Source organism: Duganella guangzhouensis (assembly GCF_009674535.1).
Lineage (GTDB): Bacteria > Pseudomonadota > Gammaproteobacteria > Burkholderiales > Burkholderiaceae_D > Rugamonas > Rugamonas guangzhouensis.
This window is the reverse complement of record NZ_WKJK01000012.1, coordinates 1-23948: the sequence shown is the minus strand read 5'-3', so window position 1 is coordinate 23948 and position 23948 is coordinate 1. Positions and strand designations below refer to the sequence as shown.

Genomic DNA, 23948 nt, shown 5'->3' with positions numbered 1-23948 from the left:
AACCCGCCTTGAACCGCTTATGAACATGGTAGCAAACGAACAAGCATTGACCAGCACCGCCGTGGTACCCGCCGGGCCGGCTTTTGTCCATTTGCGCGTGCACTCCGAATATTCCATCGTCGACGGCCTGGTCCGTATCGACGATCTGGTCAAGCAGGCGGCCAAGGACAAGCAGGGCGCGCTGGCGGTCACCGATCTGGCCAATATGTTTGGCATGGTCAAGTTCTACAAGTCGGCGCGCGGCAAGGGCATCAAGCCGGTGGTCGGCGTCGATTGCTGGATCACCAATGACGACAACCGCGAGAAACCATCGCGTCTGATGCTGTTCGCGAAAAACCGCATGGGCTATCTGCAGCTGTGCGAGCTGCTGTCGCAAGCCTGGCTGACCAATCAGTACAAGGGCCGCGCCGAAATCCGCACCGAGTGGCTGACCGAGCTGACCAGCAAGAGCTATCCGCTGCTGCCGGACGTCGATCCGGCCAACGGCCTGATCGCGCTGTCCGGCGCCCACTTTGGCGACATCGGCCAGGCCATCGAAAACGGCAACCCGGAGCTGGCCGAACAGCAGGCGCGCAAGTGGGCCGGCATTTTCCCCGGTCATTTCTACATCGAGATCCAGCGCGCTGGCCAGCCGAATCAGGAAATGCAGGTGCGTCACTCGGTGGCGCTGGCGTCCAAGCTGGGGCTGCCGGTGGTGGCTACCCATCCGGTGCAATTCCTGTCGCAGGAAGAATTCATCGCGCACGAGGCGCGCATCTGTATCGCCGAGGGCGAGATGCTGGCCAACGCCAAGCGGGTACGCAAGTTCAATGAGCAGATGCGCTTCCTGACCCAGGCCGAGATGCAGCAACTGTTCCGCGATCTGCCGGCCGCGCTGCAGAACTCGGTGGAAATCGCCAAGCGCTGCAATCTGACGCTGACGCTGGGCAAGCCGCAGCTGCCGAACTTCCCAACGCCGGGCATGACCATCGATGACTTCCTGCGCGCCGAAACCAAGAAGGGTCTGGAAGAGCGTCTGATCCAGCTGTATCCCGATCCGGAAAAGCGCGAAGCCAACCGCAAGCGCTACGAGGACCGGCTGGAGTTCGAGAACAACACCATCATCAACATGAAGTTCCCGGGCTACTTCCTGATCGTGGCGGAGTTTATCCAGTGGGGCAAGAACAATGACGTGCCGATCGGTCCGGGCCGGGGTTCGGGCGCTGGTTCGCTGGTGGCGTACGCGCTGAAAATTACCGACCTTGATCCGCTGAAGTACAACCTGCTGTTCGAACGTTTCCTGAACCCGGAACGGGTTTCGATGCCCGACTTCGATATTGACTTCTGCCAGGAGAAGCGCGAGCTGGTGATCCAGCACGTGAAGGATTTGTACGGCCGCGACGCGGTGTCGCAGATCGCCACCTTCGGTACCATGGCGGCCAAGGGCGCGATCCGCGACGTCGGCCGCGTGATGGACTTCGGCTATAACTTCTGCGACGGCGTCTCCAAGCTGATTCCGTTCAAGCCGGGCAAGCCGGTGTCGATTGCCGAGGCGATCGAGGAAGAGCCGATGCTGAAGGAGCGCCAGCAGAACGAGGAAGAAGTATCGCAACTGCTGGATCTGGCGCAGCAGGTCGAAGGCATCACCCGTAACATCGGCATGCACGCCGGTGGCGTGCTGATCGCGCCGGGCAAGCTGACCGACTTCTGCCCGCTGTACACGCAGGGCGGCGATGGCGGCGTGGTGTCGCAGTACGACAAGGACGACGTTGAAGCCGTCGGCCTGGTGAAGTTCGACTTTTTGGGTCTGACCACGCTGACCATTCTGGACCGCGCGGTACGCTACATCAAGGCGCTCGACCCGGCCGAATCAGAGTTCGACCTGGCCAAGCTGCCGCTGAACGACCGTCCGTCGTATGATCTGCTGACCAAGGCCAAAACGGTCGCGGTATTCCAGCTGGAGTCGCGCGGCATGCAGGGCATGCTGAAAGACGCGCGTCCCGACCGTTTCGAGGACATCATCGCGCTGGTGGCGTTGTATCGTCCGGGCCCGATGGACCTGATTCCGGACTTCTGCAAACGTAAGCACGGCGAGAAATTCGATTACCCTGATCCGCGCACCGAATCGATTCTGTCCGAAACCTACGGCATCATGGTGTATCAGGAGCAGGTGATGCAGATGGCGCAGATCGTCGGCGGCTACTCGCTGGGCGGCGCCGACATGCTGCGTCGTGCCATGGGTAAGAAAAAAGCCGAGGAGATGGCCGAGCATCGCGAGATCTTCCGCGCCGGCGCCGCCAAGGATGGCCTCAGCACGCAAAAGGCCGACGAGATCTTCGACTTGATGGAGAAGTTCGCGGGCTACGGCTTCAATAAATCCCACGCCGCCGCGTATGCGCTGCTGTCGTATCACACCGCCTATCTGAAGGCGCACCATCCGGCCGCGTTCATGGCAGCCAATATGTCGCTGGCGATGGAGGATACCGAGAAGGTCAAGATTCTGGTTGAAGACGCGATCGATATCTGCGGCTTGACCATTCTGCCGCCGGACATCAACCAGTCGCAGTTCCGCTTCGTGCCGGACGGCCCGGCGCCTTCGGTCACCGGCAAGAAAGTGACGCAGATTCGCTACGGCCTCGGTGCCGTCAAGGGCGCCGGCCAGAACGCGATCGAGGCAATTATCGCCGCGCGCAATGCCGATGGTCCGTTCACCAGCCTGTTCGATTTCTGCAAGCGCGTCGACAAGAAGCAGATCAACCGTCGTACCATTGAATCGTTGATCCGCTCCGGCGCCTTCGACTGCCTGGGCGTGGACCGCGCGGTGCTGCTGGCTTCGGTCAGCTTCGCGATGGAATATGCCGACCAGCAGGCCAAGTCGGCCAACCAGGTCAGCCTGTTCGGTGGCGATGACTCCGACCTCGAACCGCCGCCGGACTACGTTAAGGCGCAAGTGTTCACCGACCGCCAGAAACTGGCCGAGGAAAAGATCGCGCTCGGCTTCTATCTGTCCGGCCACATGTTCGATTCCTACGCCGGCGAGGCGCGCCGCTTTGCGCGCACCAAGCTGTCCGATCTGGAACCGTCACGCGATCCGCGCATGCTGTGCGGCGTGATCACCGGCATCCGCCCGCAGATGACCCAGCGCGGCAAGCTGCTGATCGTCACGCTGGACGACAAGAGCGCGGTGGTGGAGGTGACGGTGTATGCCGAAGTGTTTGAAGAGCACAAGCACATGTTCAAGGAAGACGAATTCCTGGCGGTGATAGGCAAGGTGTCGGAAGACCGCTTCTCCGGCGGCCTGCGCATCTCGGCCGAGAAGGTGTTCGACATCATCTCGTCGCGCGTCAAGCACGGCAAGCAGGTCGGCATGGCCTTGCCGACCACGGTCGACGCCAGGAAGGTGGCCGAGGTGCTGGCGCCGTTCCGCCAGGCCGATGGCTTGCCGGTGTCGGCGCGCATCAAGCCGCAGGGCGTGGCGTGCGTGCTGCAGCTGGGCGAAGCCTGGCGCGTGGCGCCGTCTGACGATCTGAAAACCGCGCTGTCCCAGGTGCTGGGGGCGACGGAGGTGGAATTTGAGTATTAAGGTGCTGTTCTTTTCGCACGACGGCAAGCTGGGTGACGCGGTGGTCAACACCGCCTTTGTCGCCGCGCTGCGCGCCGCGCGGCCGGACTGCGAGATTCACGCCACCGTGGCTGGCGTCACCGCGCCGTTCTGGGGCGCCGACCCGCGCATCAGCAAGCTGTGGCGTGTTCAGCGTCCCGGCTGGCGCGACACCATCCGTTTAGCGCTGGCGATGCGCCGCGAGCGCTACGATTACATCATCACCTGGCAGCGCATGCGCAAGGAAAAGAACAAGCTGATGCTGTGGCTGGCCAGGCCGGGCAAGGTGATCGACCTGCAGGATTACAACGCCGGCCCGCTGCAGCACAAGGTGGCCGCTTGCGGCGCCGCGCTGGCGCAGATGGGTGTGGCGCCGGGCGCGCTGGCGTATGACATCGGCCTGCCGTCGCACTGTCCCGAAATCGACGCCACGCTGCCGGCCGGTGAGGAGGTGGTGGTGATCAACCTGTTTGCCGCCGACGCCGAACGCAATGTCGGCGCGCCGCAGGCCGAGGAATTGCTGCGCGGCCTGCGTGCGCAGATGCCGCAGGCTCGGCTGTGCCTGGTGTGCACCGACGCCACCGCGCAGCAGGCGCAAGCGGTGGCGGCCGCCAGTGGCACGTCGGCCGAAGTGGTCAACTGCGAGGGCAATCTGGCTCGCCTGCTGCGGCTGTGCGAGCGCGCCAATATGCTGATCAGCCCGGATACGGCGCTGATCCATATCGCTTCCGCCTACGACCGGCCGGTGGTCGGCATCTACCAGAACAATGGCGTCAAATCGGTGCAGTGGGGGCCGCGCTCGCGGCTCAGCGCCTGCGTGCTGTCGGCCAGCAAGGATAGCTTGAGCGGCTTTGCCGTGGCCGATGTGCTGCGCGAAGTGCGGGCACTGCGCGACCAGGCGTTGCCGGTCGCGCAGCAGGTGTCAGCAGTGGCGCCGTCGGAGCGGCTGGCTTAGAACTGGGCGGCCACGCCGGTGATGGCGTAGCCCTTGGCGCCTATCTGCGCCAGCGGATGTTCGATGTGGTATTGGGGGAGGTCGTCGCGGTCGTCGTCGACTTCCACGCGCTGGGCTTCGGCGTGCCAGTCGGTACTGGTGGCTTCTTCAGGAATCGGCTTGCCCTCGGGGACGGCGAGATAGCTGTGTTTGCCCTGTGCTTCATCTCGGCAATAAATATCCACACGCATGGTATTTCTCCTCTGACGAAAAGCCTATCCTACCGGATTTTTTTACGCTAGTGCGTACTTATCCTCGTCCCCGGCTGGCGCCTCGAAGTGTAGCGGCGCCACCGGCACCGCCTCGATGCGCGGCGCGCGCAGGCTGATCGTCATGGCCTGGGCCAGCTCGCACAGGGCTTCGTGGCGCTTGCGCACCTCGGAACGCTTCTTGGATGCCACCTCGCTCAGATCGGGCGCGCAGATGGCGGCGCTGGCCAGGCGGAAATCGCCGTCCGGCTGGCGCTCGGCGCCCAGTTCCAGCCACAGCGCGTCGTAATCGGCGTGCACCTTGCCCTGGCGGGTGGCGCCGCATACCGCGCGGTTAGCATTGCCGACCAGGCGCAGCGAGGCGCAACCGTGGTCGTGGGCGATCTGGCTCAGCAGCTTGAGCATCAGGTTTTTGGGCCGCAGGCCATGCAGTTCACGGGTGGCGTCCTTGATCAGTTGCAGGCCATGCTCGCCCCGGGGACCTTGCATGCAGCCTATGCCCAGCTGCATGCCGCGGTCGCCGGGAATGAAGGAAAAGGCGCAGCTGTAGACCAGCATGCCATCCTGCAGCAGTTGCAGCACCAGTTCGCCCTCGCGCTCCATCGGCTCGATGGCGCGCAACTGCAGCTGGTAGACCAGGCCGCTCTTGCCGGTCACGCTGCCGAGCCCTACCGCGCTGCGGGCGGCCTGCACCGTCAGCGGCCCCAGGCCGTGGCGGAAGATATGACGGTAATGGGCGCGCAGCCAGACCAGGCGCTCGGCGGCGCTGGTGGTATTGCTCAGGTAAGGACGGTAGATTTTGTACAGCAGGCGCGGGCGGGCTTTGACCAGCTCGGCAAACATCGGATGGGAGTTAAGCAAGTCCAGCCAGCCATCGGTGGTGTGGCGGTGCAGGCCGGCGCGCAGCGTCAGTTTGAGCGTTTCGCGCAGCTGTTTGAAACCGGTAAAACCTGCCACGCCGGAACGGAGGGTGATGGACGGCGACATCGTGAACTTTCCAAAAGGGAGCCTTGTGAGCGAGTCGCGATGTTAACGGCTGTGTAACGCTGTGTAAATTAGTGTAAAGATCTACGCGATACCCCTAATAATTGCCAGATGGATAATTGCACTGTTGTATAGAGGAGATCCACTAGTGCTAAGGGTTGCCCGTAGTTGTAAAAAGCAATGCAAGATGAAAAGTGGCAATGCATAATGATACATTCCGATACAAACCGACTGGTATGACCACGCTAGCTCCGCCCCGTCACATGGTAGTGGCCTTCGTTGCCGCTTATCTGTTATTCGACTGGGCCACTTACATCGATCCGCTGTATGGCTTGAACATCACGCCCTGGAATCCGGATCCGGCGCTGGGACTGGTGTTTTATCTGGTGTATGGCTGGCGCGCCGCGCTGCCGTGGTGGCTGGCGCTGGTGCTGGGCGAGGTGGTGGTGCGCGGCATGCCGGCCGGTCTGGGGCTGACCCTGCTTTTATCGTTGTGGCTGGTCATCGGCTATGGCTTGATCGGCGTTATCTTGCAGCGGGTGTTTGGTAGCGGCGGCGTGTTCGACAGCCGCAACCAGCTGTTCCAGTGGCTGTTGATCGTGCTGGCTGGCTGCCTGTTGAATGATGTGGTGTACATGTCGCTGCTGTCGCTGGCCGGGTTGATCCCGCCGGGACAGTGGGTGGCGGTGGTGCTGCGCTTTGGCATTGGCGACATCGTCGGCGTGGTGGTATCGATGCCATTGGTGTGGATGTTGTCCAGCGCACAGGGACGGCGGCGCTTGCGTGCCACAGTGTGGCGTTACGAAACGCTGGGTTATCTGGCGTTTTCGATCTGCGTGCTGGCGCTGGTGTTTGGCGATATCTCCACCTCGGAGTTCAAGCACTTCTACTTCCTGTTCCTGCCGGTGATCTGGGCCGCGTCGCGCCAGGGACTGTACGGGACGGCGCTGATGGTGTTTGTGCTGCAACTGGGCATAGGCGCGCTGGTCAAGTGGAACAACGCGGTCAACATCGAAGTGCCGGAGCTGCAGATGCTGGACGCGATGCTGGCGGTGGTGGGCTTCTCGATCGGCATCGTGGTTGACGAGCTGCGCCAGGTGTCGGATGAATTGAAACAGTCGCTGCGGCTGGCGGCGGCGGGCGAGATGGCGGCCGCGCTGGCGCACGAGCTGAACCAGCCGCTGACCGCGCTGGGCGCTTACGGCAAGGCGTGTGAATTCCTGGTCGAGCGCGGCGAGGGCGGCGAGATGTTGAAGAACGCCATCCAGCGCATGATCGCCGAATCGGCGCGGGCCGGCGAGGTGGTGCGGCGGCTGCGCGATTTCTTCCGCACCGGCTCGATGAAGCTGGAGCCGGTCGATGCTGGTCAGCTGGTGTCCGCCGTCAGCCAGCAGTTTTTCACCCAGCTGCGCGAGCATCAGGTGACGCTGGAGGTGCAGGACATGCCGCCGCTGGCGATGCTGGCCGACCGCCTGCAGATCGAGCTGGTGCTGCGCAACCTGCTGGCCAATGCGCTGGACGCGGTGCAGGAGCAGGCCGACGGCGCGCGCCGCATTATCACGGTATCGGCGCAGCAGCTGGATAGCAAGCGGCATGGCAAGAACAGCTGTCTGCAACTGACGGTGCAGGACAGCGGCAAGGGCGTGTCGGAAGAACTGGCGGCGCGCTTGTTTGAACCGTTTGTATCGTCCAAGGCCAGTGGCCTGGGACTGGGCCTGGTGCTGAGCCGGGCCATCATGGAAGCGCACGGCGGCTCGCTCTGGGCCGAAGTGGGCGATCACGGCATATTCAAAATGGCGCTGCCGCTGGCGCGCCACGCAGGAGAAGAGAAGGAAAACTATGTTGCAGCATGATTTAACCGTATTCATTGTCGATGACGACCCGGCGGTGCGCGATGCGCTGGGCCTGCTGCTGGGCGTGCGCGGTTACCGGACCGCCGTGTTCGGCAGCGCCGAAGCCTTTCTGCAGGGCTGGCAGGCGACGTGGAGTGGCTGCCTGCTGATCGACATCCGCATGTCCGGCATGGATGGGCTGGCCTTGCAGCGCGAGCTGATCGAGCGTGGCTGCAAAATCCCGGTGATCATCATGAGCGGCCATGGCGACGTCAACACGGCACGCACCGCGTTCAAGGCCGACGCGGTGGATTTTCTGGAAAAGCCGTTTGACGACGCCAAGCTGATCGCCGCCATCGACGAAGCGCTGACGCGGGCGCGCAGCGTGCGCAGCGAGCTGCAGCGCCGCAGCCAGAGCGCCAACCTGCTGAGCGAGCTGACCCCGCGCGAGCGCGAAGTGATGCAGTTGGTCGTGCTGGGGCGGCACAACCGCGACATCGGCCCGGCGCTGGGCATCAGCGTACGCACGGTGGAAGTGCACAAAGCGCGGCTGATGAGCAAGCTGGGGGTCGACAACGTCGCCGACCTGGTCCGCATCAGCATGCTCGACCAATAAATGTCCACTTCGGGGTCAGTTCCAAAAATCGGACATTGGGTCGCGCGCGACCCAATGTCCGATTTTTGGAACTGACCCCGAAGTGGACACGGGCTTAGCCGCGCAGGCCTTTGACTGCTTCGATGGTGCGGTCGACGGCGCGTTGCAGGACGACGGCGCGGTTGCTGGTTTCCTGGTCGCGCGCGGCTTCTTTGTGCCATAGGTGGAAGACTTCGGTGGCGTAGGCGCCATCCTTGCGCATCACGCCGGCGTTGTAGAGCCGGACCACCAGATCCGAATCTTCGTGGCCCCAGCCAAGGAAGCTTTCGTCAAAGCCGTTGACCCGCTCCAGATCAACCCGCCATACCGCCAGGTTGCAGCTTTTGATGCGGCGCCAGCTGAAGCGGGTGCTGGTGCGGCCGATGTCGGGCAAACTCAGCAGCAGCGGCAGCACTTTGTTGAGCGCGCCACTGCGGCGCCACGCCAGTTTCTCGCCCGCGCTCAGCGCTTGCAAATCCAGCGGCTGGCTCAGCACGCGCGCCGTCGCTTGTTGATTCAGCAAGATGCGGCTGCCCTGCACCAGATAACCGGCTTGCGCCAGTTTGCGGTGCTGGCTGATAAAATCCCGCTGCGGCACGCAGTCGCCGTCAAGGAAGATGATGTAATCGCCCTTGGCGTCCAGCGTGCCGAGGTTGCGCGCGCGGGCGGCGCGGAATCCCAGGTCTTCCTGCCACACATGGCGCAGCGGCACCGGCGAACGCGCCTGCAAGGCCGCTACCGCCTGCTGTGTGTTGTGGCCGGAGCCGTCATCAGCGATAATGATTTCGAAGCCAAGGTTGTCCTGGGTGAACAAGGCCTGGACGACGGCGGTGAGTGCATCCGGCCGGTTGTAGGTGGTGATGACGACGGAAATAAGGGCGGATGACATGGTTCTGCGAGCTCGCTGTGGCGGATTGCTTGTCTGCAATAATCGATAATATGAATGAATAATACCTCACCCCAGTCCCCTGCCAGCACTGTCTTCATCCACAGCCTGATCTTCCTGTTCCCGTTCCTGCTGCTGATCACCAACTTCGGTGTCGGCCTGTGCAGCTTTGTGTTCCTGGTGACGGCGATTGTCTACCGGCGTCAGGGCTGGGCGGCATTGAGGCGCCATCTTACTGACATTCGCGGCGTATTGATAGCGTTCGGCGCGGTCTGGCTGTTGGCGCTGCTGTTCGTGCTGTTCAACCACGACGGCCGCCTGCGCGACATGGAAAAACCGCTGCGCATGCTGGCCGCGTCCACCGTCATGCTGACCGTGCTGGCCTGCCGTCCCCAACGCAAGGCGCTGTGGTGGGGCATGATCGCCGGCGCTGTCGCCGGCGCCGTGTTCATCGTCTACCAGCGCTGGGGCATGGGTGTCGACCGTCCCGGCGGCCTGATTAATTCGATCACGTTTGGCGACATCATGCTGTGCCTGGGCCTGATGTGCCTGGCCGGCACGCTGGACTTCGCCGGCCGCAGCGCGGTCTGGCCCAGCCTGGGCGCGCTGGCCGGCCTGGCCGGCTCGATCGCCACCGGCACCCGTGGCGGCTGGCTGGCCATCGTGTTTTCAGCCATTCTGCTCGGCTGCTACGGCCATGTGCTGCGCGGCCGCTGGCGCAAGGCGGTGGCGCTGCTGGCGCTGGCGTTTTTGGTGAGTACTTACTTCATTCCGCAGACCGGCGCCCGCGAGCGCGTCGATCAGGGCTTCAACGACGTCCAGCAGTATTTCAACGGCGGTGAAAGCTATACCAGCGTTGGCATCCGGCTGGAGCTGTGGCGCAGCGCCGGCCAGTTGGTCGCCCAGCATCCGTGGTTTGGCGTCAGCCCGCGCCAGGCCCGCGCCGAGCTGGAGCAACTGGTTACCGACAAGCGCGCCCAGCCGTTTGTGCTGGAGTTCGAGCATTTTCACAATGACATCATGCAGACGCTGGTGCTGGGCGGCGTGGTCGGCCTGCTGGCCTGGCTGGGCACGCTGATCGTGCCGTTCCTGTTCTTCCTGCGCCAGCTGCGGCACGGCGCCCCGGCCGCGCCGGCGCTGGCCGGCATGTTGCTGGTGCTGAGCTACTTCAGCTTTGGCCTGACCGAGGTGATCTTCTGGTCTGTGCTCAGCAGCATGTTCTACGCGATGATGTTGTTCCTGCTGGCCGGGCTGTGCTTGACCGCCAAAGAGGAGACGCCGTGAGTGAGCTGCGCACCCTGATTATTTCCCCCAACTGGATCGGTGACGCGGTAATGGCGCAGCCGCTGCTGCAACTGCTGCGCGCCGCCCATCCGGAGCGGCCGATCGATGTGCTGGCGCCGCCGGCGGTGTCGCCGGTATGGCGCCAGGTGGCCGAGGTCGACGAGGTGCTGGAAACCCCGTTCCGCCACGGCGCGCTGCAATTGAAGCAGCGCTGGCAATTCGCCCGCCTGCTGCGCAAGCGCGGCTACGCCGATGCCTATGTGCTGCCCAACACCATCAAGTACGCGCTGATCCCGTGGCTGGCGGGGATCAAGCAACGCGTCGGCTACAAGGGTGAAAGCCGCTACGGCATGATCAATCTGATGCACCACGATGAAGTGCCGCCGCGGCCGATGGTGGCGTTTTACGCGGCGCTGGCCAAGCCGCCGGTGACGGTGCAGGGACCCGGTCTGCGCGCCGCGCTGCCCAAGCCGCGGCTGGTGGCCAGCCCGGCGCAGATCGCGGCGGTGCTGCAGCGCCATGGCATCGATCCGGCGCGGCCGCTGATCGCGATGGCGCCGGGCGCCGAATTCGGCGGCGCCAAGCGCTGGCCGGCGCGCCATTTCGCCGGCCTGGCGCAAGCGGTGCTGACGCGCGATCCATCGACCCAGATCGCGTTGCTGGGCTCGCCCAAGGATCAGGAAGCCTGCGCCGAAGTGGCGGCCGGCCTGCCGGCCGGGACGGCGGCGTTCAACCTGGCCGGCGCCACCAGCCTGGCCGAGGCGATCGCGCTGATCGCCTGTACGGCGGCGGTGGTGGCCAACGATTCCGGCCTGCTGCACATCGCCTCGGCGCTGAACCGGCCGGTGCTGGCGCTGTATGGCCCGACCGATCCCGACCACGCGCCGCCGTTCTCCGACCTGGCGGCCTCGCTGTCGCTGCGGCTCGATTGCGCGCCGTGCAAGCAGCGCGAATGCCCGCTGGGCCACCAGGATTGCATGGTCAAGCTGACACCGGAATTGGCCTGGCACAGCCTGCAACCCATGCTGAAGCCAGGCTGAGCGTCACGGCAGGGGCGATTTGCGGTATAACAGCGGGAGAGCAAAGCCCTGCGAGCCAATATGTTCAAGCGCTTTACGATTACCTTCTGGGCCACGGTGTTTGTCGGCGTGGTATGCCTGTCGCTGGTCGGCGTCGACGTCTGGCGCAGCTTGACCATGCGCGACGAACTGCTGCAGGAGATGGAGCGGCTGGGCGCCAACGTGACGCGCGCGATGTCGCAACAGGCCGACGACACCATCAAGGCGGCCGATATCGCGCTGGCCGATATCGTCGAGCGCATCGAGACCGAGGGGCAGGGCGCGCCGGCGCTGCGCCGCGTCGAGCGCCAGATGGTGGCGCAGGTGATCAATCTGCCGCAGCTGATCGGCCTCTACGTTTATGACGAGGACGGCCGCTGGATCGTCAATTCGCGCGGCGTGCAAAACCAGGCCTACAACAACGCCGACCGCGAATACTTCATCTATCACCGCACCCACAGCGGGCGCGGGCCGCATGTCGGTATTCCAGTGGTCAGCCGCTCCACCGGCAAGTGGATCATCCCGGTGTCGCGCCGGCTGGACAAGCCGGACGGCAGTTTCGGCGGCGTGGTGCTGGCCACGCTGGACGTCGATTACTTCCGCCGCTTTTACCAGAGCTTTGACGTTGGCGCGCGCGGCGCGGTGGCGCTGATTTCCAACGGCGGCGTGCTGATGCTGCGCCAGCCGTTCGACAACGGCCGGGTCGGCGGCAGCATGGTGGACAGCGAGCTGTTCCGCCACTATAGCCAGCTGAGCGGCGCGGCGCGCACCACCAGCGCCTTCCTGCATTCCTTCCACGACGGCCAGATGCGGCTGATGTGCTTCCGGCCGCTGGAACACTATCCGCTGTTTGTGACGGCGGCGCTGTCGCGCGACGAAATGCTGGAGCGCTGGCGGCGCGACACCTTCACCCGCTCGATCGGGGTGTTGGTGCTGGCGGCGCTGCTGGGCTTTTTCGGCAAGCGGCTGGTGGACCAGATCAAGCTGCGTGGCGAGGTCGAGGCCGAACTGCGCACCGCGCGCGACGCGCTGGAAAGCGCCAACCGCACGCTGGAGCGCCAGGCCATGTCGGACGGCCTGACCGGGCTGGCCAACCGGCGCCAGTTCGATGTCACGCTGGGCAATGAGTTCAGCCGCGCCATCCGCCATGAGGACACGCTGGCCTTCATCATGATCGACGTCGATTACTTCAAACAGTACAACGACAGGTACGGCCACAGCGCCGGCGACGAGGTGCTGCGCGCGGTGAGCAAGCTGATCCGCGCACTGACGCCGAAGCGGCCCGGCGACCTGACCGCGCGCTACGGCGGCGAGGAGATCGGCATCCTGCTGCCGAATACCGACCTGGCCGGCGCGCAGGCGGTGGCCGAGCGCATCCGTCAGGCGGTCGAACAGCTGCAACTGCCGCACCAGGGCAGCGGCTTCGGCGTGGTGACGCTGAGCGCCGGCGTGGCCACCATCACACCGCAGCGCGGCGTCCATCTGCAGGGCATGCTGGTGGAAGCGGCCGACCAGGCGCTGTACGCGGCCAAGTCGGCCGGACGCAACCGCGTCAGTCTGGCGACCGAGGCTGTGCCAGCCGGTTGAAGGCGGCGCGCGCCAGCGGCGGCGAGACGATGTGGGCGCCGTCGAATTCCTGATAGTCCACCTGATAGCCTTCGCCGGCCAGGCGCTGGGCGATGGCCTGGCCGCGCTGCACCGACAGCACCGCGTCTTCCTTGCCGTGGGCGATGAAGATGCGCGGATCGCCGTCGCGCCGCAGCGGCGCCATGAAGCCGGGCGAGAACGCCACGATATCGCTGAACAGGCGGCCATTCATCAGCCCCACCGACAGCGCGTAGGAGGCGCCGTCGGAAAAGCCGGCGATCGTCATCGCGTGTTCGTCGACCTGGTAGCGTTGCATGGTCCACAGCATGGCGCGGTCGAGGAAGGCGAGGTCGGCGCCGAAGCCGCCGCGCAGGAAATCCCAGCTGGTGGACAGCGCGTCGGGGATCAGCAGCAGGCTGTGGTGCCGGATCGCATGCGCCAGCGCCAGGTGATCGCCGCCGCCATGCTGGCCGGCGGCGCCGTGCAGCAATAGCAGCAGCGGCAGACGCTGCTCGTCGGCATGCGGCGGCACGTGCAGCACCGCCTTGCGGCCATCGGCAAACGACAGTTGATGCGTGCCTTGCGCCAGCGCCGGCTGGCGCTGGTGGGCGACCAGCCACAACACCTCCGGCCGCGCGTGCAGGCGGCCGTCGGCATAGGGCGAGGGCTGGTTCAGAATTCCTCCCAGTCGTCACCGGCCGCCTTCGATGGCGCCGGCCGCTTGGCGCTAGCCGGCGGTGGCATTGTGGCCGCGCGCGGTGCGACGCGTTGAGGAGCGCGCTGGGCGACGCGTGGCGCGAGGACCCGGCTGGCGGCCGGCCGCGCAACGGCGCTGCCGAGGGCCGGCACGGCGGGGACGCGGTGCGCGTCGCCATCGGCCAGCTTGAACACGCTGACCACGCTGGCCTGGGTGGCGGCCTGTTCCTGCAAAGCCGCCGCCGCCGCTGCCGCCTGTTCGACCAGCGCCGCGTTCTGCTGCGTCACCGTATCCATCTGGCTGATGGCGTGGTTGATTTGCTCTATGCCGGCAATCTGCTGTTCGCTGGCGGCGGCGATATCCTGCATGATGCTGGTCACCCGCTGCACGCTGCCGACCACCTCCTGCATGGTGGCGCCAGCCTGTTGCACCAGCTGGCTGCCGGCATCGACCTTCTCGACCGAATCGCCGATCAGCTGCTTGATTTCCTTGGCCGCCGCCGCCGAGCGCTGCGCCAGCGTGCGCACCTCGGACGCCACCACCGCAAAGCCGCGCCCCTGCTCGCCGGCGCGGGCCGCTTCCACCGCCGCGTTCAAGGCCAGGATATTGGTCTGGAACGCAATCCCGTCGATGGTCGCGATAATCTCGACAATATTCTGCGAGGCCACGCTGATCGCCTGCATGGTATCGACCACTTGCGCCACCACCGCGCCGCCACGACTGGCCACCTCGGAGGCCGAGGCCGCCAGCTGATTGGCCTGGCGCGCATGATCGGCATTTTGCTTGACGGTGCCGGTCAGTTGTTCCATCGAGGACGCGGTTTCCTCCAGTGAACTGGCCTGCTGCTCGGTGCGGCTGGACAAATCCTGGTTGCCGCGCGCGATTTCACCGGTGGCGGTGGCGATGGTATCCGTGCCGCGCCGCACCTCGCCGACGATCTGCAGCAGGCTCTGATTCATGTCGCCCAGTGCCTGCAGCATTTGCCCGGTTTCATCGCGCGAGCGCGCCTCGATGCGGCCGCTGAGGTCGCCGGCTGCCACGGTGCGGGCGATGCGTACCGCATCCACCAATGGTCTGACGATGCTGCGGCTCAGCAGCCAGGCCAGCACCGCCGCCAGCGTGATGGTCAGGATGCCGCCGATGACAATGGTGTTGGCGGTCAGCGACTGCAGCGAATCGGCGTCGGCGGCGCGCTGCGTCATCAGCTTTTCTTCGGCGTCGCTGATCTCCTTCAGCAGCGTGCGCATGCTGTCCATGCCGGCGCGGCCGCGGCCTTCGCGTTCGAACTGCAGCAGTGGATCGATGCTGGCGCCGTCGTTGGCCTTGGCACGCAACGCCAGCACCGGCGTCACCGCCGAGCCATACCACGCCTGCTGCGCTTGTTCCAGCTTGCGCAATCGCTCCTGTTGCGCCGGATTGTCGGCGGTCAGTTCGCGCGCTTGCTTGAGCTGGGCCGCAAACGCCGCCTGTCCGGCCTTGAGCGGCGCCAGTGAGGCATCCTCACCGGTCAGCGCGTAACCACGCTCGCCGGTTTCCATGTTGAGCAGGCTTTCGAGGATGGCCTGGGTGGCCGCCATCACCTGGTGGGTGTGGTTGTTCCAGCCGTTGGCTTGCGCCAGCCTGGAAAAGTTAGTGTAGGCGCTGCCGAGCAGGATCGCCAGTATCAGCACCACCCCACCGAAGCCCAGATAGAGCTTGTGGGTGATGCGTAAATCGGAGAAACGCATGATGAAGTCCTCCCATGGTGATTAATCCGTCACCGTGTAGCTGACTTGGGTGACGGTGCCGTTCGGCGTGGTGATGGTGAAGGTCAGCACGCCGCTGGTGATGGTGTTGGAGCAGGTCAGTGTCGCGTCCTGCGAGGCGTCGCTGATCAGCGCGATGTTGTAAACCCAGCCGCTGGAATCGGGCGAACTGCTGTTCTGCACCGTGTAGGACGCGCTGCTCAGCACGCGTCCGTTGCTGCTGTTGACAGCGATGGTGGTGCCGGCCGGCAGTGGGTTGCCGGGACGATCGAACAGCCAGCCACTGTCGCCGCTATGGGCCGACAGCTTGTTGGTGGCGAACACGGTCGGGTTGCTGTCGCGGATGGCGAAGCTGAAAGTGCGGGTGTCGTTGGTGAAGCTGGTGCCGGTGGTGCAATGCGCCAGCGCCAGCGTGGTACCGCTGGTGCTGTCCAGCCAGGTGACGGCCGGGGTGCTGTTGGACAGCACCATCACCAGCGACTTGCGGATGTGGACCGTGTTGGCGCTGCTGGTGTTGACGTTGGGCGTGGTCTGCAGCACGCCGTTGTAGACGCCGTTACCGCTCTGGTCCCAGCTGCTGTTGCCGTTGGAATCGATGTATTGCTCGCCGCTGACGCGCGCCGCGTTGCCGCTGGTGTAGGCGTCGTCGCTGCCGTTGGCGTTGGTGTCGGTGACGGCGCGGTCGTTGCGGAACGGTTCACCCAGGTCGGTGTAGGCTTCGCCGCTGTCGTAGCGGTTGTTGCCATTGGTGTCGGTGAAGCTTTCCTCGCCCAGCGCGTAAGCCAGGATGGTGACGCGGCCATCGGCCGGACGCGGATTGCCGGCGCAGAAGCGCACCGAGCATTCACCGGCGGTGCCCTTGGTGGTGCTGACGGTGCCGTCGGCCTGGGTGGTTTGCACTAGCCCGGTCAGGCAAGAGGCGTCGATGCTGCCGCCCTCGGCGGTGAAGCTGACCGCGGTGCCGTCCGGCGCCGGGTTGTGGAAGTGGTCGGCCAGGCGCGCGGTGATGGTGGTGCCGGTCGGCGCGGTGCAGCCGTTGAACTCGCCGCCCTCGACGTTCTTGATCAGGGCGCTGAGGGTGAAGCTGTCCTGGTCCGGCACGCCGGTCGACACCACCAGTTGGTCGGACAGCGTGCTGACGCCGCTGGCCAGGGTGGCGGTCACCCGCACCGGGGTGTTGATGGTGCCGGACGACACGGTGGTGCTGGCGACGCCGCTGCTGTTGGTGCTGGCGCTGGCCGGCGTCAGCGTCAGGCCGCCGACGCTGGTGTTGAGCGCGAAGCTGACGCTGGTGCCTTCGACCGGATTGCCGGCCGCGTCCAGCACCTTGAAGCTGACGGTCGAGGTTTCCTGGCGGCCGGCGCCGCCGGTGCCCTTGAGCGCGATGGTGGCCGGCGTGGCCGACACGAACAGCAACTGGGTGGCGGCGGCCGGCGCCGAGGCGCTGATCGAATACGCCATGCTGACGCTGACGGTGGTGCTGCTGACGGTGGCGCCGGCCGTGATCACATAGCCGCCGGCGGTGCTGGCGCTGCCGGGCGCGATGGTGATGGTGGCCTTGCCATTGCCGTCGCTGACCACGGTGCCGCCGGATGACGAGAACACCGCGTGGCTGTCGGTGCTGCTGAAGGTCACCACGGTGTTGGGCACCACCGCGTTGCTGCTGTCCTTGAGGGTGGCGGTCAGGGTGGCGCTGCTGCCGGGCGCGATGCTGGTGACGGCGGCGCCGCTGCTGTCGGTCAGCGTCAGCGTGATGCTGGCTTTGCCGGTGCTGCTGCTGGTGCTGCAGCCGGGCAGGCTGCTGTCGCGGCTGGAATCGATGGTGGTGCAGCCACTGCTGCCGCCGCCACCGCAGGCGGCAAGCAGCACGGCAAACAAACAGGCCAGCAGGTAGCAGGTGAGTTTATCGATCCGGCTCGAAATCATGGTTACTCCAGGTCAGTTGGTGCCGGCCATGGCCGGCAACAGGTTGCGGTACAAGTTCAGCATCGCCGGTCCCAGCAGCACCACCAGCAGGCTGGGGAAGATGAAGAAGATCAGCGGGAACAGCAGTTTTAACGAAATCTTGGCGGCCTGTTCCTCGGCGCGCTGGCGGCGCTTGGTGCGCAATTGCTCGGACTGCACGCGCAGCGAGTCGGCGATGCTGGTGCCGAAGCGGTCGGCCTGGATCAGCATGGTGACCAGCGCGTCGACGTCCTCGACGCCGGTGCGCAGCGCCAGGTTGCGCAAGGCTTTGTCCTTGGCGCTGCCGGCGCGCAGCTCCAGCGTCACCAGTTGCATCTCCTCGGCCAGCACCAGGCTTTTCAGGCCGATCTCGTTGGCCACGCGCGCCAGCGCGGCGTCCATCGCCAGACCGGCCTCGACGCACACCGTCATCAGGTCCAGCGCGTCCGGGAACGATTCAAAAATGTCGCGCTTGCGCGTGTTCACCACGCGGTTGAGGATGATGTTGGGCAGGTAGTAACCGGCGCCGCCGGCCATCACCATCCAGAACAGCTTGACGTTGCCGTCGGTGGCCACCGCCTTGCTGCTCAGGTAGAGGAAGACGATCAATGGCAGCAGCACCGCCAGTCCGGTTTTGCCGGCGAAGAACAGGGCCGGCGTCGATGGCGTACGCCAGCCGGCGTTGATGAAGCGCAGCCGCACCGGCGAATTTTCCCAGCCCTCGGTCGGCACCGACAGCTTGGCCAGCGGCGCCGCCAGGTTGACGATGTGCTCGATCCATACCGTGCTCTTGCGTGTTACCTGGCTGTGGTCGCGCAGCGCTTCCAGCCGGTCCTTGACCGGGTTGACGGTAAACAGCCGGATCGCCAGCACCACACCGCCAAACACGGCGATGAATACCACCAGCAAAAACATGATCTGGACAATGGTCATGGCGGCCCCTCAGATGCGGATGGTAGTGATGCGCTTGATGGCGATGAAACCGATCACCATCAGCGTGGCGGCCACGCTCAGCATTTTGCGGCCGCCGGAATCGGAGAACAGCACGTCCAGCGAACCGGGATTGATCACCGACACCAGGCCGCCCACCGCGAACGGCATCAGCCCCAGCACCCAGGCCGACATGCGGCCCTCGGCCGACATCACTTTGACTTGTCCCAGCAGCTTGAGGCGGTCGCGGATGATGGCGCTGATCGACGCCAGCAGGTCGGTCAGGTTGCCGCCGGTCTCGCGCTGGATCAGCACCGCGATCACGAAGTAACCCAGGTCGGTGCTGGGCACGCGCGTGGCCAGATTGGTCAGCGCGTCCGGCATCGACACGCCGAAGTTGACTTCGTCGAACACGATGCGGAATTCGGCCCCCAGCGGATCGGGAATTTCCTCGCCCACCATTTTGAGCGCGGTGGGGAAGGCGTGGCCGGCGCGCATGGCGCGGCCCATCATGTCGAGCGCATCCGGCAGCAGCGATTCGATGCGCAGGATGCGCTTGCGCTTGGCGCGCGTGGCTTCCAGCACCGGCAGCGCGCCGGCGGCGCCGGCCAGCAGCAGCCGGGTGTACCACGGCAGCGCCAGCGAGGAGGCGACGATCAGGCCGATCAGCGCGCAGCCGGCGATCAGCGCGCTCAGCTGGGCGGTGCTCATGGCGCGCCCGGTTTGCAGCAGCAGCCGGTCCAGCTTGAGGATGCCGGGCAGGCGCAGCAGCAGTTGCTGGATCGCCGGATCGCGCGACAGCGTGCGTTCCTTGGTGATCGAGACCGCCAGTTCGCTGCCGCTGTCGCCGATGGCGTTGCGCAGGCGGCGCGCGATGCGTTCCGCCTCGGGGCCGCGCGCATTGTTCCAGCCGACGTAAACACCCCACACCAGCAGCATCACGGCGGCAAAGATCAACAGGATAAACAGCAGCAAACGCAGGTCCATGATCAGTGTCCCGACGGATCGAACACGGTCGACGAGATGTTGACGCCGAAGTTGCGCAAGCGTTCGATGAAGCGCGGCCGGATGCCGGTGGCGCTGTGGTGGCCCAGCACTTTGCCGTCGTCGGCCAGGCCGGTCTGCTTGAAGGCGAAGATTTCCTGCATGGTGATGATTTCACCTTCCATGCCGGTCACTTCCTGGATCGACATCACCTTGCGCTTGCCGTCGGTCAGGCGCGAGACCTGAATCACCACCCCGACCGCGCTGCTGATCTGCTGGCGCATGGCCTTGGTCGGCAGGTTGGCGGCCGCCATCGAAATCATGTTTTCCAGCCGGGTCAGGCCGTCGCGCGGGGTGTTGGCGTGGATGGTGGCCATCGAGCCTTCGTGGCCGGTGTTCATGGCGCCCAGCATGTCCAGCGCTTCGGCGCCGCGCACCTCGCCCAGGATGATGCGGTCGGGCCGCATCCGCAGCGCGTTGCGCACCAGCGCGCGTTGCGTGACCTCGCCCTTGCCCTCGATATTCGGCGGCCGGGTTTCCAGGCGCACTACGTGCGGCTGCTGCAGCTGCAGCTCGGCCGCGTCTTCAATCGTGACGATGCGCTCGGTGTGGTTGATGAAGCCGGAAATCACGTTCAGCATGGTGGTCTTGCCGGAGCCGGTACCGCCGGAAATCACGATGTTGACCTTGGCCTTGCCCAGGCCCTGCAGCACTTCCGCCATGTCCGCCGTCATCGAGCCATAGGCCACCAGGTCGGCCAGCCGCAGCGGGTCGGCCGAGAAACGCCGGATCGACATGATCGGGCCGTCGATCGCCAGCGGCGGGATGATGGCGTTGACCCGCGAGCCGTCCGGCAGGCGGGCATCGACCATCGGGCTGGATTCATCGATGCGGCGGCCCACCCGCGAGACGATTTTGTCGATGATCTTCATCAGGTGGGCGTCGTCGCTGAAGGTGACGTCGGTCAGCTCCAGCTTGCCGCGCCGCTCGACATAGATCTGGCGGAAGGTGTTGACCAGGATGTCCGACACGGTGGGGTCTTCCAGCAGCGGCTCCAGCGGGCCGAAGCCCAGCATCTCGTTCTGGATGTCGCGCGTCAGGGTTTTGCGCTCGGCGTCGTTGATGACCACCGCGTCTTCTTCCAGCAGCTTTTCGACCAGGTTGCGCAGCTCGGCGCGAATCTGATCCTGGTTCAGCCGTTGCAGGCTTTCCAGGTCGACCCGGTCCAGCAGCGCGGCGTGCAGGCGTTGCTTCAGTTTCTGATAGGCGCGGTTGTCGATGCCGCCTTGCGTGCGCTGGCCGGAGCCGCGGGCATCGGTGCTTTCCAGCCGTTCACGCAGCGAGATCGGAGTGGTGCTCATGATGCGTTACCCTTCATTTTCGCGAGATCAGTTTGCCCAGCCAGCCAGCGCCGCTTTGCGTTGGCGCCGCTTCGCCGGTCAGCTTGCGCGCCAGCTCGGCCAGCGAGACACTGATCGGCGCGGTCGGCGCCAGTTGCAGCACCGGCACGCCCTGGTTGACCGAGGCGGCGGCGGCGTCGTAGTTGTTGGGGATGGTGAAAGCGATTTCGGCGTCGAACGCGCTCTCCAGATCCTTGAGGCGGATTTCGCTGTTCTTGTCGTGGCGGTTGACGATCAGCTGGATCTTGTCCTTGCCGTATTCCAGCGAGCGGAACACATTGAGCAGGCGCTTGCTGTCGCGGATGTAGGGCAGCGTGGTTTGCAGGATGGGGAAGATCAGGTCCGAATGATCGAGCGCGCGGATGCTGACCGCGTCCAGGCTGCGTCCCACGTCCAGCAGCACAAAGTCGTACTGGCGGCGCGCCAGCTTGAGGATGGCGTCGACGTGGTCCGGCTTGACGTCGTTGGCGTGGGCCGGATCGGACGGCGCCGCCAGCACGCCGTAGTTGGGCGTGATGCTCAGCATCGACGAGGTCAGGAACGACGGGTCGAGGCGGTGGATCTGCTGCGCCACTTCGCTCAGCGTGGCCAGCGGCTTGTGGTCGGAGACAAACAGCGAGGCGTCGCCAAACTGCAGATTCATGTCGATCAGCGCCACCTTGAATTTGCCGCTGGCGGCCAGCGCGTAGCCGAGGTTGGTGGCGATGAAGGTGGCGCCGCTGCCGCCCTTGCAGGAGATGAAGGACAGCACCCTGCCATTGATCTGGCCGCGCCGCTCCAGCTTTTCGGCGATGCGTTCCATGGCCGGATACAGCGAGGTGCTGGCGATCTGCGCCGGCAGCACCTCGCGCACACCGGCGCGCATCGCCTGCAGCAGGAATTGCGGGTCCTGGTCTGGCGCCAGCACCACGCAGGCGATGTTGGGATGCTGCGCCGAGAAGCGCTCCAGTTGCTCCATATCGTCATCGGCGGCCTGCGGGCGGTCGACGATCAGCACGTCCGGCAACTGTTCGTCGTTGAGCCCGGTGACGCGCGTCACCGCGCCCACCAGGTGGTCGATTTCATCGGAGGGCGAGCGCGCGCGCAGCAGCCGCATCAGGTCGGCCAGTTGGCGTTCGTCGCGGGATATGACTGTGATCTTCAAGTGGTCCGCTCCTGGTTAGCGTTTGCTGCCAACGCCGATGGTGAAGGCATCGCTCTGGCTGTCCTTGGTGGTGAAGGATTGCTGGTAATTCTGATAGGCGGCGCTGGCGGACGGGCCGTCCATGCCGTTGACCGGGCGCGGCACGCGGCCGGCCTGCTGGTTCAGGGTTTGCTGGGCGCGCGCCAGGCGCACGCTGTCGCCGAATTTGGCGTCCAGGTTGGGTGTGTTGGCGCAGGCGTTGAGCGCAAGCGCGACGCTGATGGCGGCCACGAGATTCAGGGTGCGCATGGCGGCTCCTTATAAACCGTCGCCGGCTGGCGTGGCCGGGGTGACCGGGGTGGCGGGCGAGGCGGCGGGGGCGGTGTCGGGCGGCGCCGGCGGCTTGCCTTCCATTTTGCCCTTCAGGAAGAAGTCGACCCGGCTCGGTTCGACGTAATCGTCGGTCGGCAGCTTGTGGTTGACCGGCAGCGGTTGTGCCAGGTGCGGCGTGACGATGAACACCAGCTCGGTGCGGTCGTTCTGGAAGTCGCTGCTGCGGAACAGCGCGCCCAGAATCGGGATCTCGCCCAGGCCGGGGAAGGCTTTGATGCTGCTGGTGACGTTGTTCTTGATCAGGCCGCCGATGGCGAAGCTCTGGCCGTCATACAGCTGCACCGTGGTGCTGGCGCGCCGCGTGGTGAACGCCGGCAGCACCTGGGTGGTGCTGCTGCCGCTGGCGCTGACGCTGACGCCGTCCTTGTTCAGCTCGGACACCTCGGGCGACACCTTCAGGTTGATGCGGCCGTTTTCCAGCACGGTCGGGGTGAAGCGCACCGCGATGCCGTATTCCTTTTCCTCCAGCGTGACGGTGGAGGTGCCGGAGCCGCTGCTTTGCGCCACTGGAATGAACAGCTTGCCACCGGCCAGGAAGCTGGCCTCCTGGCCGCTGATCGCCATCACGGTGGGCTCGGCCAGTACCTTGACCAGGCCATCGTTTTTCTGCGCGTCCAGCGTGACGAATTTGCCGCTGCTGTTGTTGAAGGCATCGATCTTGTTGCCGTTGCCGCTCAACAGGCTGGACAGGAAGGTATAGGTCCAGCTGCCGCGCGTGCCGTTCAGGCCGACGGCGGCGCCGAGCTGGTCGACCAGGGTCTTGGAGACTTCGGCGATTTTCACTTCCAGCATCACCTGCTGCGGCGCCGCCACCGACAGCATGTTGACCACGCGGCCGGCGCTATTGCCGCTGGACTGGCCGGCGCTCGGGTCCATCGCCTGCTGCCAGGCGGCGCCGGCCGCCGCGCCTGACGCGGCGCTGGGGGCGCCACCGCCGATCGCCTGCGCGGCCTGGCTGGCGGCGTCCTGGGCCGCGCCGGTGTTGCCGCTGCTGCTGTTGCGCGCGCTGCGTTGCAGATAGGCGCTGGCCACCTGCACCACTTGCGAGGCGCGCACCGCGTCGGCCACGGTGCCGGACAGGATCAGCGAGTTGCCGGAGACGGTGATGCGGATGTCGCGCTCGTTGGGGAACAGTTCGCTGAACTGGGCGCGCAGGCCGGCGGTGTCCAGGCCGACCGTGATGTCGATGACGCTGGCCTGGTTGGCGCGGTTCCAGATGATCAGGTTGGTTGAGCCGGGGGCCTTGCCCAGCATATAGACCTCGCTGGGATTGAGCAGGATGACGTCGGCCACCTTGGCGTCGCCGACCGCGATCCGCGCCGCCGGCGAGGGCAGCCGCATCAGCGTGGACTTGCCGGCTGCCAGCGTCACTTCCTTGGCCAGCTCGACGGTGGGCCCGGCCGCTGTGGCCGCAGTCGCTGTCGTCGCTGCTGCGGTGCTGCTGCCTTTGGCTGGCTTGGCGGGTTGGCGGGCGGCGCTGGCCGGCGTGGCGCCGCACAGCAGGGCGGTGATGGCGGCGGCCGCGGCGACACTGCGCAGCGGGGCGGCGGGGAATGATGGCGCGGCGAATACGTGGCTCAAGTCGCTCTCTCCGGTGGACTTAAAACTGTTGGGAGCTACGCTCCAGACCTTTAATCACTTCAACCTTGTCGCCAGCCGGTGCGCGTGGCGCGGCCGGCCGTGG

Annotated in this window: 19 protein-coding genes; 7 read left to right on the top strand and 12 right to left on the bottom strand. The window is 65.4% G+C overall.

Annotated features, from left to right (window positions below):
* Positions 1 to 19 precede the first annotated feature (19 nt).
* Positions 20 to 3562 carry a DNA polymerase III subunit alpha gene (gene dnaE, locus GJ699_RS21585; protein ID WP_154380163.1) on the top strand — a complete coding sequence of 1181 codons (3543 nt, stop codon included), beginning with the start codon at positions 20 to 22 and terminating at the stop codon, positions 3560 to 3562.
* On the top strand, positions 3552 to 4535 hold the full coding sequence (locus GJ699_RS21580; protein ID WP_154380161.1) for a glycosyltransferase family 9 protein: 984 nt from the start codon (positions 3552 to 3554) through the stop codon (positions 4533 to 4535). The genes dnaE and GJ699_RS21580 overlap by 11 nt, the downstream gene beginning before the upstream one ends.
* Here the strand turns inward: GJ699_RS21580 and GJ699_RS21575 are convergent.
* Positions 4532 to 4765: a DUF6139 family protein gene (locus GJ699_RS21575; protein ID WP_154380159.1), complete on the bottom strand. Its 234-nt coding sequence runs from the start codon at positions 4763 to 4765 to the stop codon at positions 4532 to 4534. The genes GJ699_RS21580 and GJ699_RS21575 overlap by 4 nt on opposite strands.
* Before the next feature lie 42 nt (positions 4766 to 4807).
* Positions 4808 to 5770 (bottom strand): DUF535 family protein, encoded by a 963-nt coding sequence (locus GJ699_RS21570; protein ID WP_154380157.1) that lies wholly within the window; start codon positions 5768 to 5770, stop codon positions 4808 to 4810.
* Positions 5771 to 6003: 233 nt separating this feature from the next.
* Here GJ699_RS21570 and GJ699_RS21565 point away from each other — a divergent pair, with 233 nt between their 5' ends.
* Entirely contained in the window at positions 6004 to 7620 is a 1617-nt protein-coding gene (locus GJ699_RS21565; protein WP_229262224.1) for a sensor histidine kinase, read from the top strand.
* The gene (locus GJ699_RS21560) at positions 7610 to 8215 is read left to right on the top strand and encodes a response regulator transcription factor (protein ID WP_154380478.1); all 606 of its coding nucleotides are present in this window, start codon (positions 7610 to 7612) and stop codon (positions 8213 to 8215) included. Before GJ699_RS21565 ends, GJ699_RS21560 begins: the two co-directional genes overlap by 11 nt.
* A gap of 94 nt (positions 8216 to 8309) precedes the next feature.
* Here GJ699_RS21560 and GJ699_RS21555 read toward each other — a convergent pair whose 3' ends face one another.
* Complete coding sequence (locus GJ699_RS21555; protein ID WP_154380155.1) at positions 8310 to 9122, bottom strand: glycosyltransferase family 2 protein; 813 nt, start codon at positions 9120 to 9122, stop codon at positions 8310 to 8312.
* 54 nt (positions 9123 to 9176) lie between these two features.
* Here GJ699_RS21555 and GJ699_RS21550 point away from each other — a divergent pair, with 54 nt between their 5' ends.
* The 3 genes from GJ699_RS21550 to GJ699_RS21540 are packed head-to-tail and all read left to right on the top strand — an operon-like array spanning position 9177 to position 13048.
* On the top strand, positions 9177 to 10403 hold the full coding sequence (locus tag GJ699_RS21550; protein WP_154380153.1) for an O-antigen ligase family protein: 1227 nt from the start codon (positions 9177 to 9179) through the stop codon (positions 10401 to 10403).
* The gene (gene waaF / locus GJ699_RS21545; protein WP_371867623.1) at positions 10400 to 11443 is read left to right on the top strand and encodes a lipopolysaccharide heptosyltransferase II; all 1044 of its coding nucleotides are present in this window, start codon (positions 10400 to 10402) and stop codon (positions 11441 to 11443) included. The genes GJ699_RS21550 and waaF overlap by 4 nt, the downstream gene beginning before the upstream one ends.
* A gap of 60 nt (positions 11444 to 11503) precedes the next feature.
* The gene (locus GJ699_RS21540) at positions 11504 to 13048 is read left to right on the top strand and encodes a sensor domain-containing diguanylate cyclase (RefSeq protein ID WP_154380151.1); all 1545 of its coding nucleotides are present in this window, start codon (positions 11504 to 11506) and stop codon (positions 13046 to 13048) included.
* On the opposite strand, the gene GJ699_RS21535 is transcribed toward GJ699_RS21540, so the two are convergent.
* The 9 genes from GJ699_RS21535 to GJ699_RS21495 are packed head-to-tail and all read right to left on the bottom strand — an operon-like array spanning position 13014 to position 23845.
* Positions 13014 to 13673, bottom strand: coding sequence for an alpha/beta hydrolase (locus GJ699_RS21535; protein WP_371867622.1), 660 nt, complete (start codon positions 13671 to 13673; stop codon positions 13014 to 13016). The two genes, GJ699_RS21540 and GJ699_RS21535, sit on opposite strands and share 35 nt — an antisense overlap.
* Before the next feature lie 47 nt (positions 13674 to 13720).
* Positions 13721 to 15472: a methyl-accepting chemotaxis protein gene (locus GJ699_RS21530; protein ID WP_154380147.1), complete on the bottom strand. Its 1752-nt coding sequence runs from the start codon at positions 15470 to 15472 to the stop codon at positions 13721 to 13723.
* Between the two features lie 21 nt (positions 15473 to 15493).
* Complete coding sequence (locus tag GJ699_RS21525) at positions 15494 to 17416, bottom strand: Ig-like domain-containing protein (RefSeq protein ID WP_154380145.1); 1923 nt, start codon at positions 17414 to 17416, stop codon at positions 15494 to 15496.
* 12 nt (positions 17417 to 17428) lie between these two features.
* The gene (locus GJ699_RS21520) at positions 17429 to 18367 is read right to left on the bottom strand and encodes a type II secretion system F family protein (protein ID WP_154380143.1); all 939 of its coding nucleotides are present in this window, start codon (positions 18365 to 18367) and stop codon (positions 17429 to 17431) included.
* Between the two features lie 9 nt (positions 18368 to 18376).
* Positions 18377 to 19351 (bottom strand): type II secretion system F family protein, encoded by a 975-nt coding sequence (locus tag GJ699_RS21515; protein ID WP_154380141.1) that lies wholly within the window; start codon positions 19349 to 19351, stop codon positions 18377 to 18379.
* A gap of 2 nt (positions 19352 to 19353) precedes the next feature.
* Positions 19354 to 20694, bottom strand: a complete 1341-nt coding sequence (locus GJ699_RS21510; RefSeq protein WP_371867633.1) for a TadA family conjugal transfer-associated ATPase — start codon at positions 20692 to 20694, stop codon at positions 19354 to 19356.
* A 28-nt stretch (positions 20695 to 20722) separates the two neighbouring features.
* Positions 20723 to 21892, bottom strand: a complete 1170-nt coding sequence (locus GJ699_RS21505; RefSeq protein ID WP_154380136.1) for a CpaE/TadZ family protein — start codon at positions 21890 to 21892, stop codon at positions 20723 to 20725.
* Positions 21893 to 21907: 15 nt separating this feature from the next.
* Positions 21908 to 22180: a hypothetical protein gene (locus GJ699_RS21500; protein WP_154380134.1), complete on the bottom strand. Its 273-nt coding sequence runs from the start codon at positions 22178 to 22180 to the stop codon at positions 21908 to 21910.
* Positions 22181 to 22189: 9 nt separating this feature from the next.
* Positions 22190 to 23845 (bottom strand): type II and III secretion system protein family protein, encoded by a 1656-nt coding sequence (locus GJ699_RS21495; protein ID WP_154380132.1) that lies wholly within the window; start codon positions 23843 to 23845, stop codon positions 22190 to 22192.
* Positions 23846 to 23948: the final 103 nt, after the last annotated feature.

Excerpts from the sequence above, each read along its gene's own strand:
- dnaE (WP_154380163.1), top strand. The coding sequence starts at position 20 with ATGAACATGGTAGCAAACGAACAAGCATTGACCAGCACCGCCGTGGTA.
- GJ699_RS21575 (WP_154380159.1), bottom strand. The coding sequence starts at position 4,765 with ATGCGTGTGGATATTTATTGCCGAGATGAAGCACAGGGCAAACACAGC.
- GJ699_RS21570 (WP_154380157.1), bottom strand. The coding sequence starts at position 5,770 with ATGTCGCCGTCCATCACCCTCCGTTCCGGCGTGGCAGGTTTTACCGGT.
- GJ699_RS21565 (WP_229262224.1), top strand. The coding sequence starts at position 6,004 with ATGACCACGCTAGCTCCGCCCCGTCACATGGTAGTGGCCTTCGTTGCC.
- GJ699_RS21555 (WP_154380155.1), bottom strand. The coding sequence starts at position 9,122 with ATGTCATCCGCCCTTATTTCCGTCGTCATCACCACCTACAACCGGCCG.
- GJ699_RS21550 (WP_154380153.1), top strand. The coding sequence starts at position 9,177 with ATGAATAATACCTCACCCCAGTCCCCTGCCAGCACTGTCTTCATCCAC.
- GJ699_RS21540 (WP_154380151.1), top strand. The coding sequence starts at position 11,504 with ATGTTCAAGCGCTTTACGATTACCTTCTGGGCCACGGTGTTTGTCGGC.
- GJ699_RS21530 (WP_154380147.1), bottom strand. The coding sequence starts at position 15,472 with ATGCGTTTCTCCGATTTACGCATCACCCACAAGCTCTATCTGGGCTTC.
- GJ699_RS21525 (WP_154380145.1), bottom strand. The coding sequence starts at position 17,416 with ATGATTTCGAGCCGGATCGATAAACTCACCTGCTACCTGCTGGCCTGT.
- GJ699_RS21520 (WP_154380143.1), bottom strand. The coding sequence starts at position 18,367 with ATGACCATTGTCCAGATCATGTTTTTGCTGGTGGTATTCATCGCCGTG.
- GJ699_RS21515 (WP_154380141.1), bottom strand. The coding sequence starts at position 19,351 with ATGGACCTGCGTTTGCTGCTGTTTATCCTGTTGATCTTTGCCGCCGTG.
- GJ699_RS21500 (WP_154380134.1), bottom strand. The coding sequence starts at position 22,180 with ATGCGCACCCTGAATCTCGTGGCCGCCATCAGCGTCGCGCTTGCGCTC.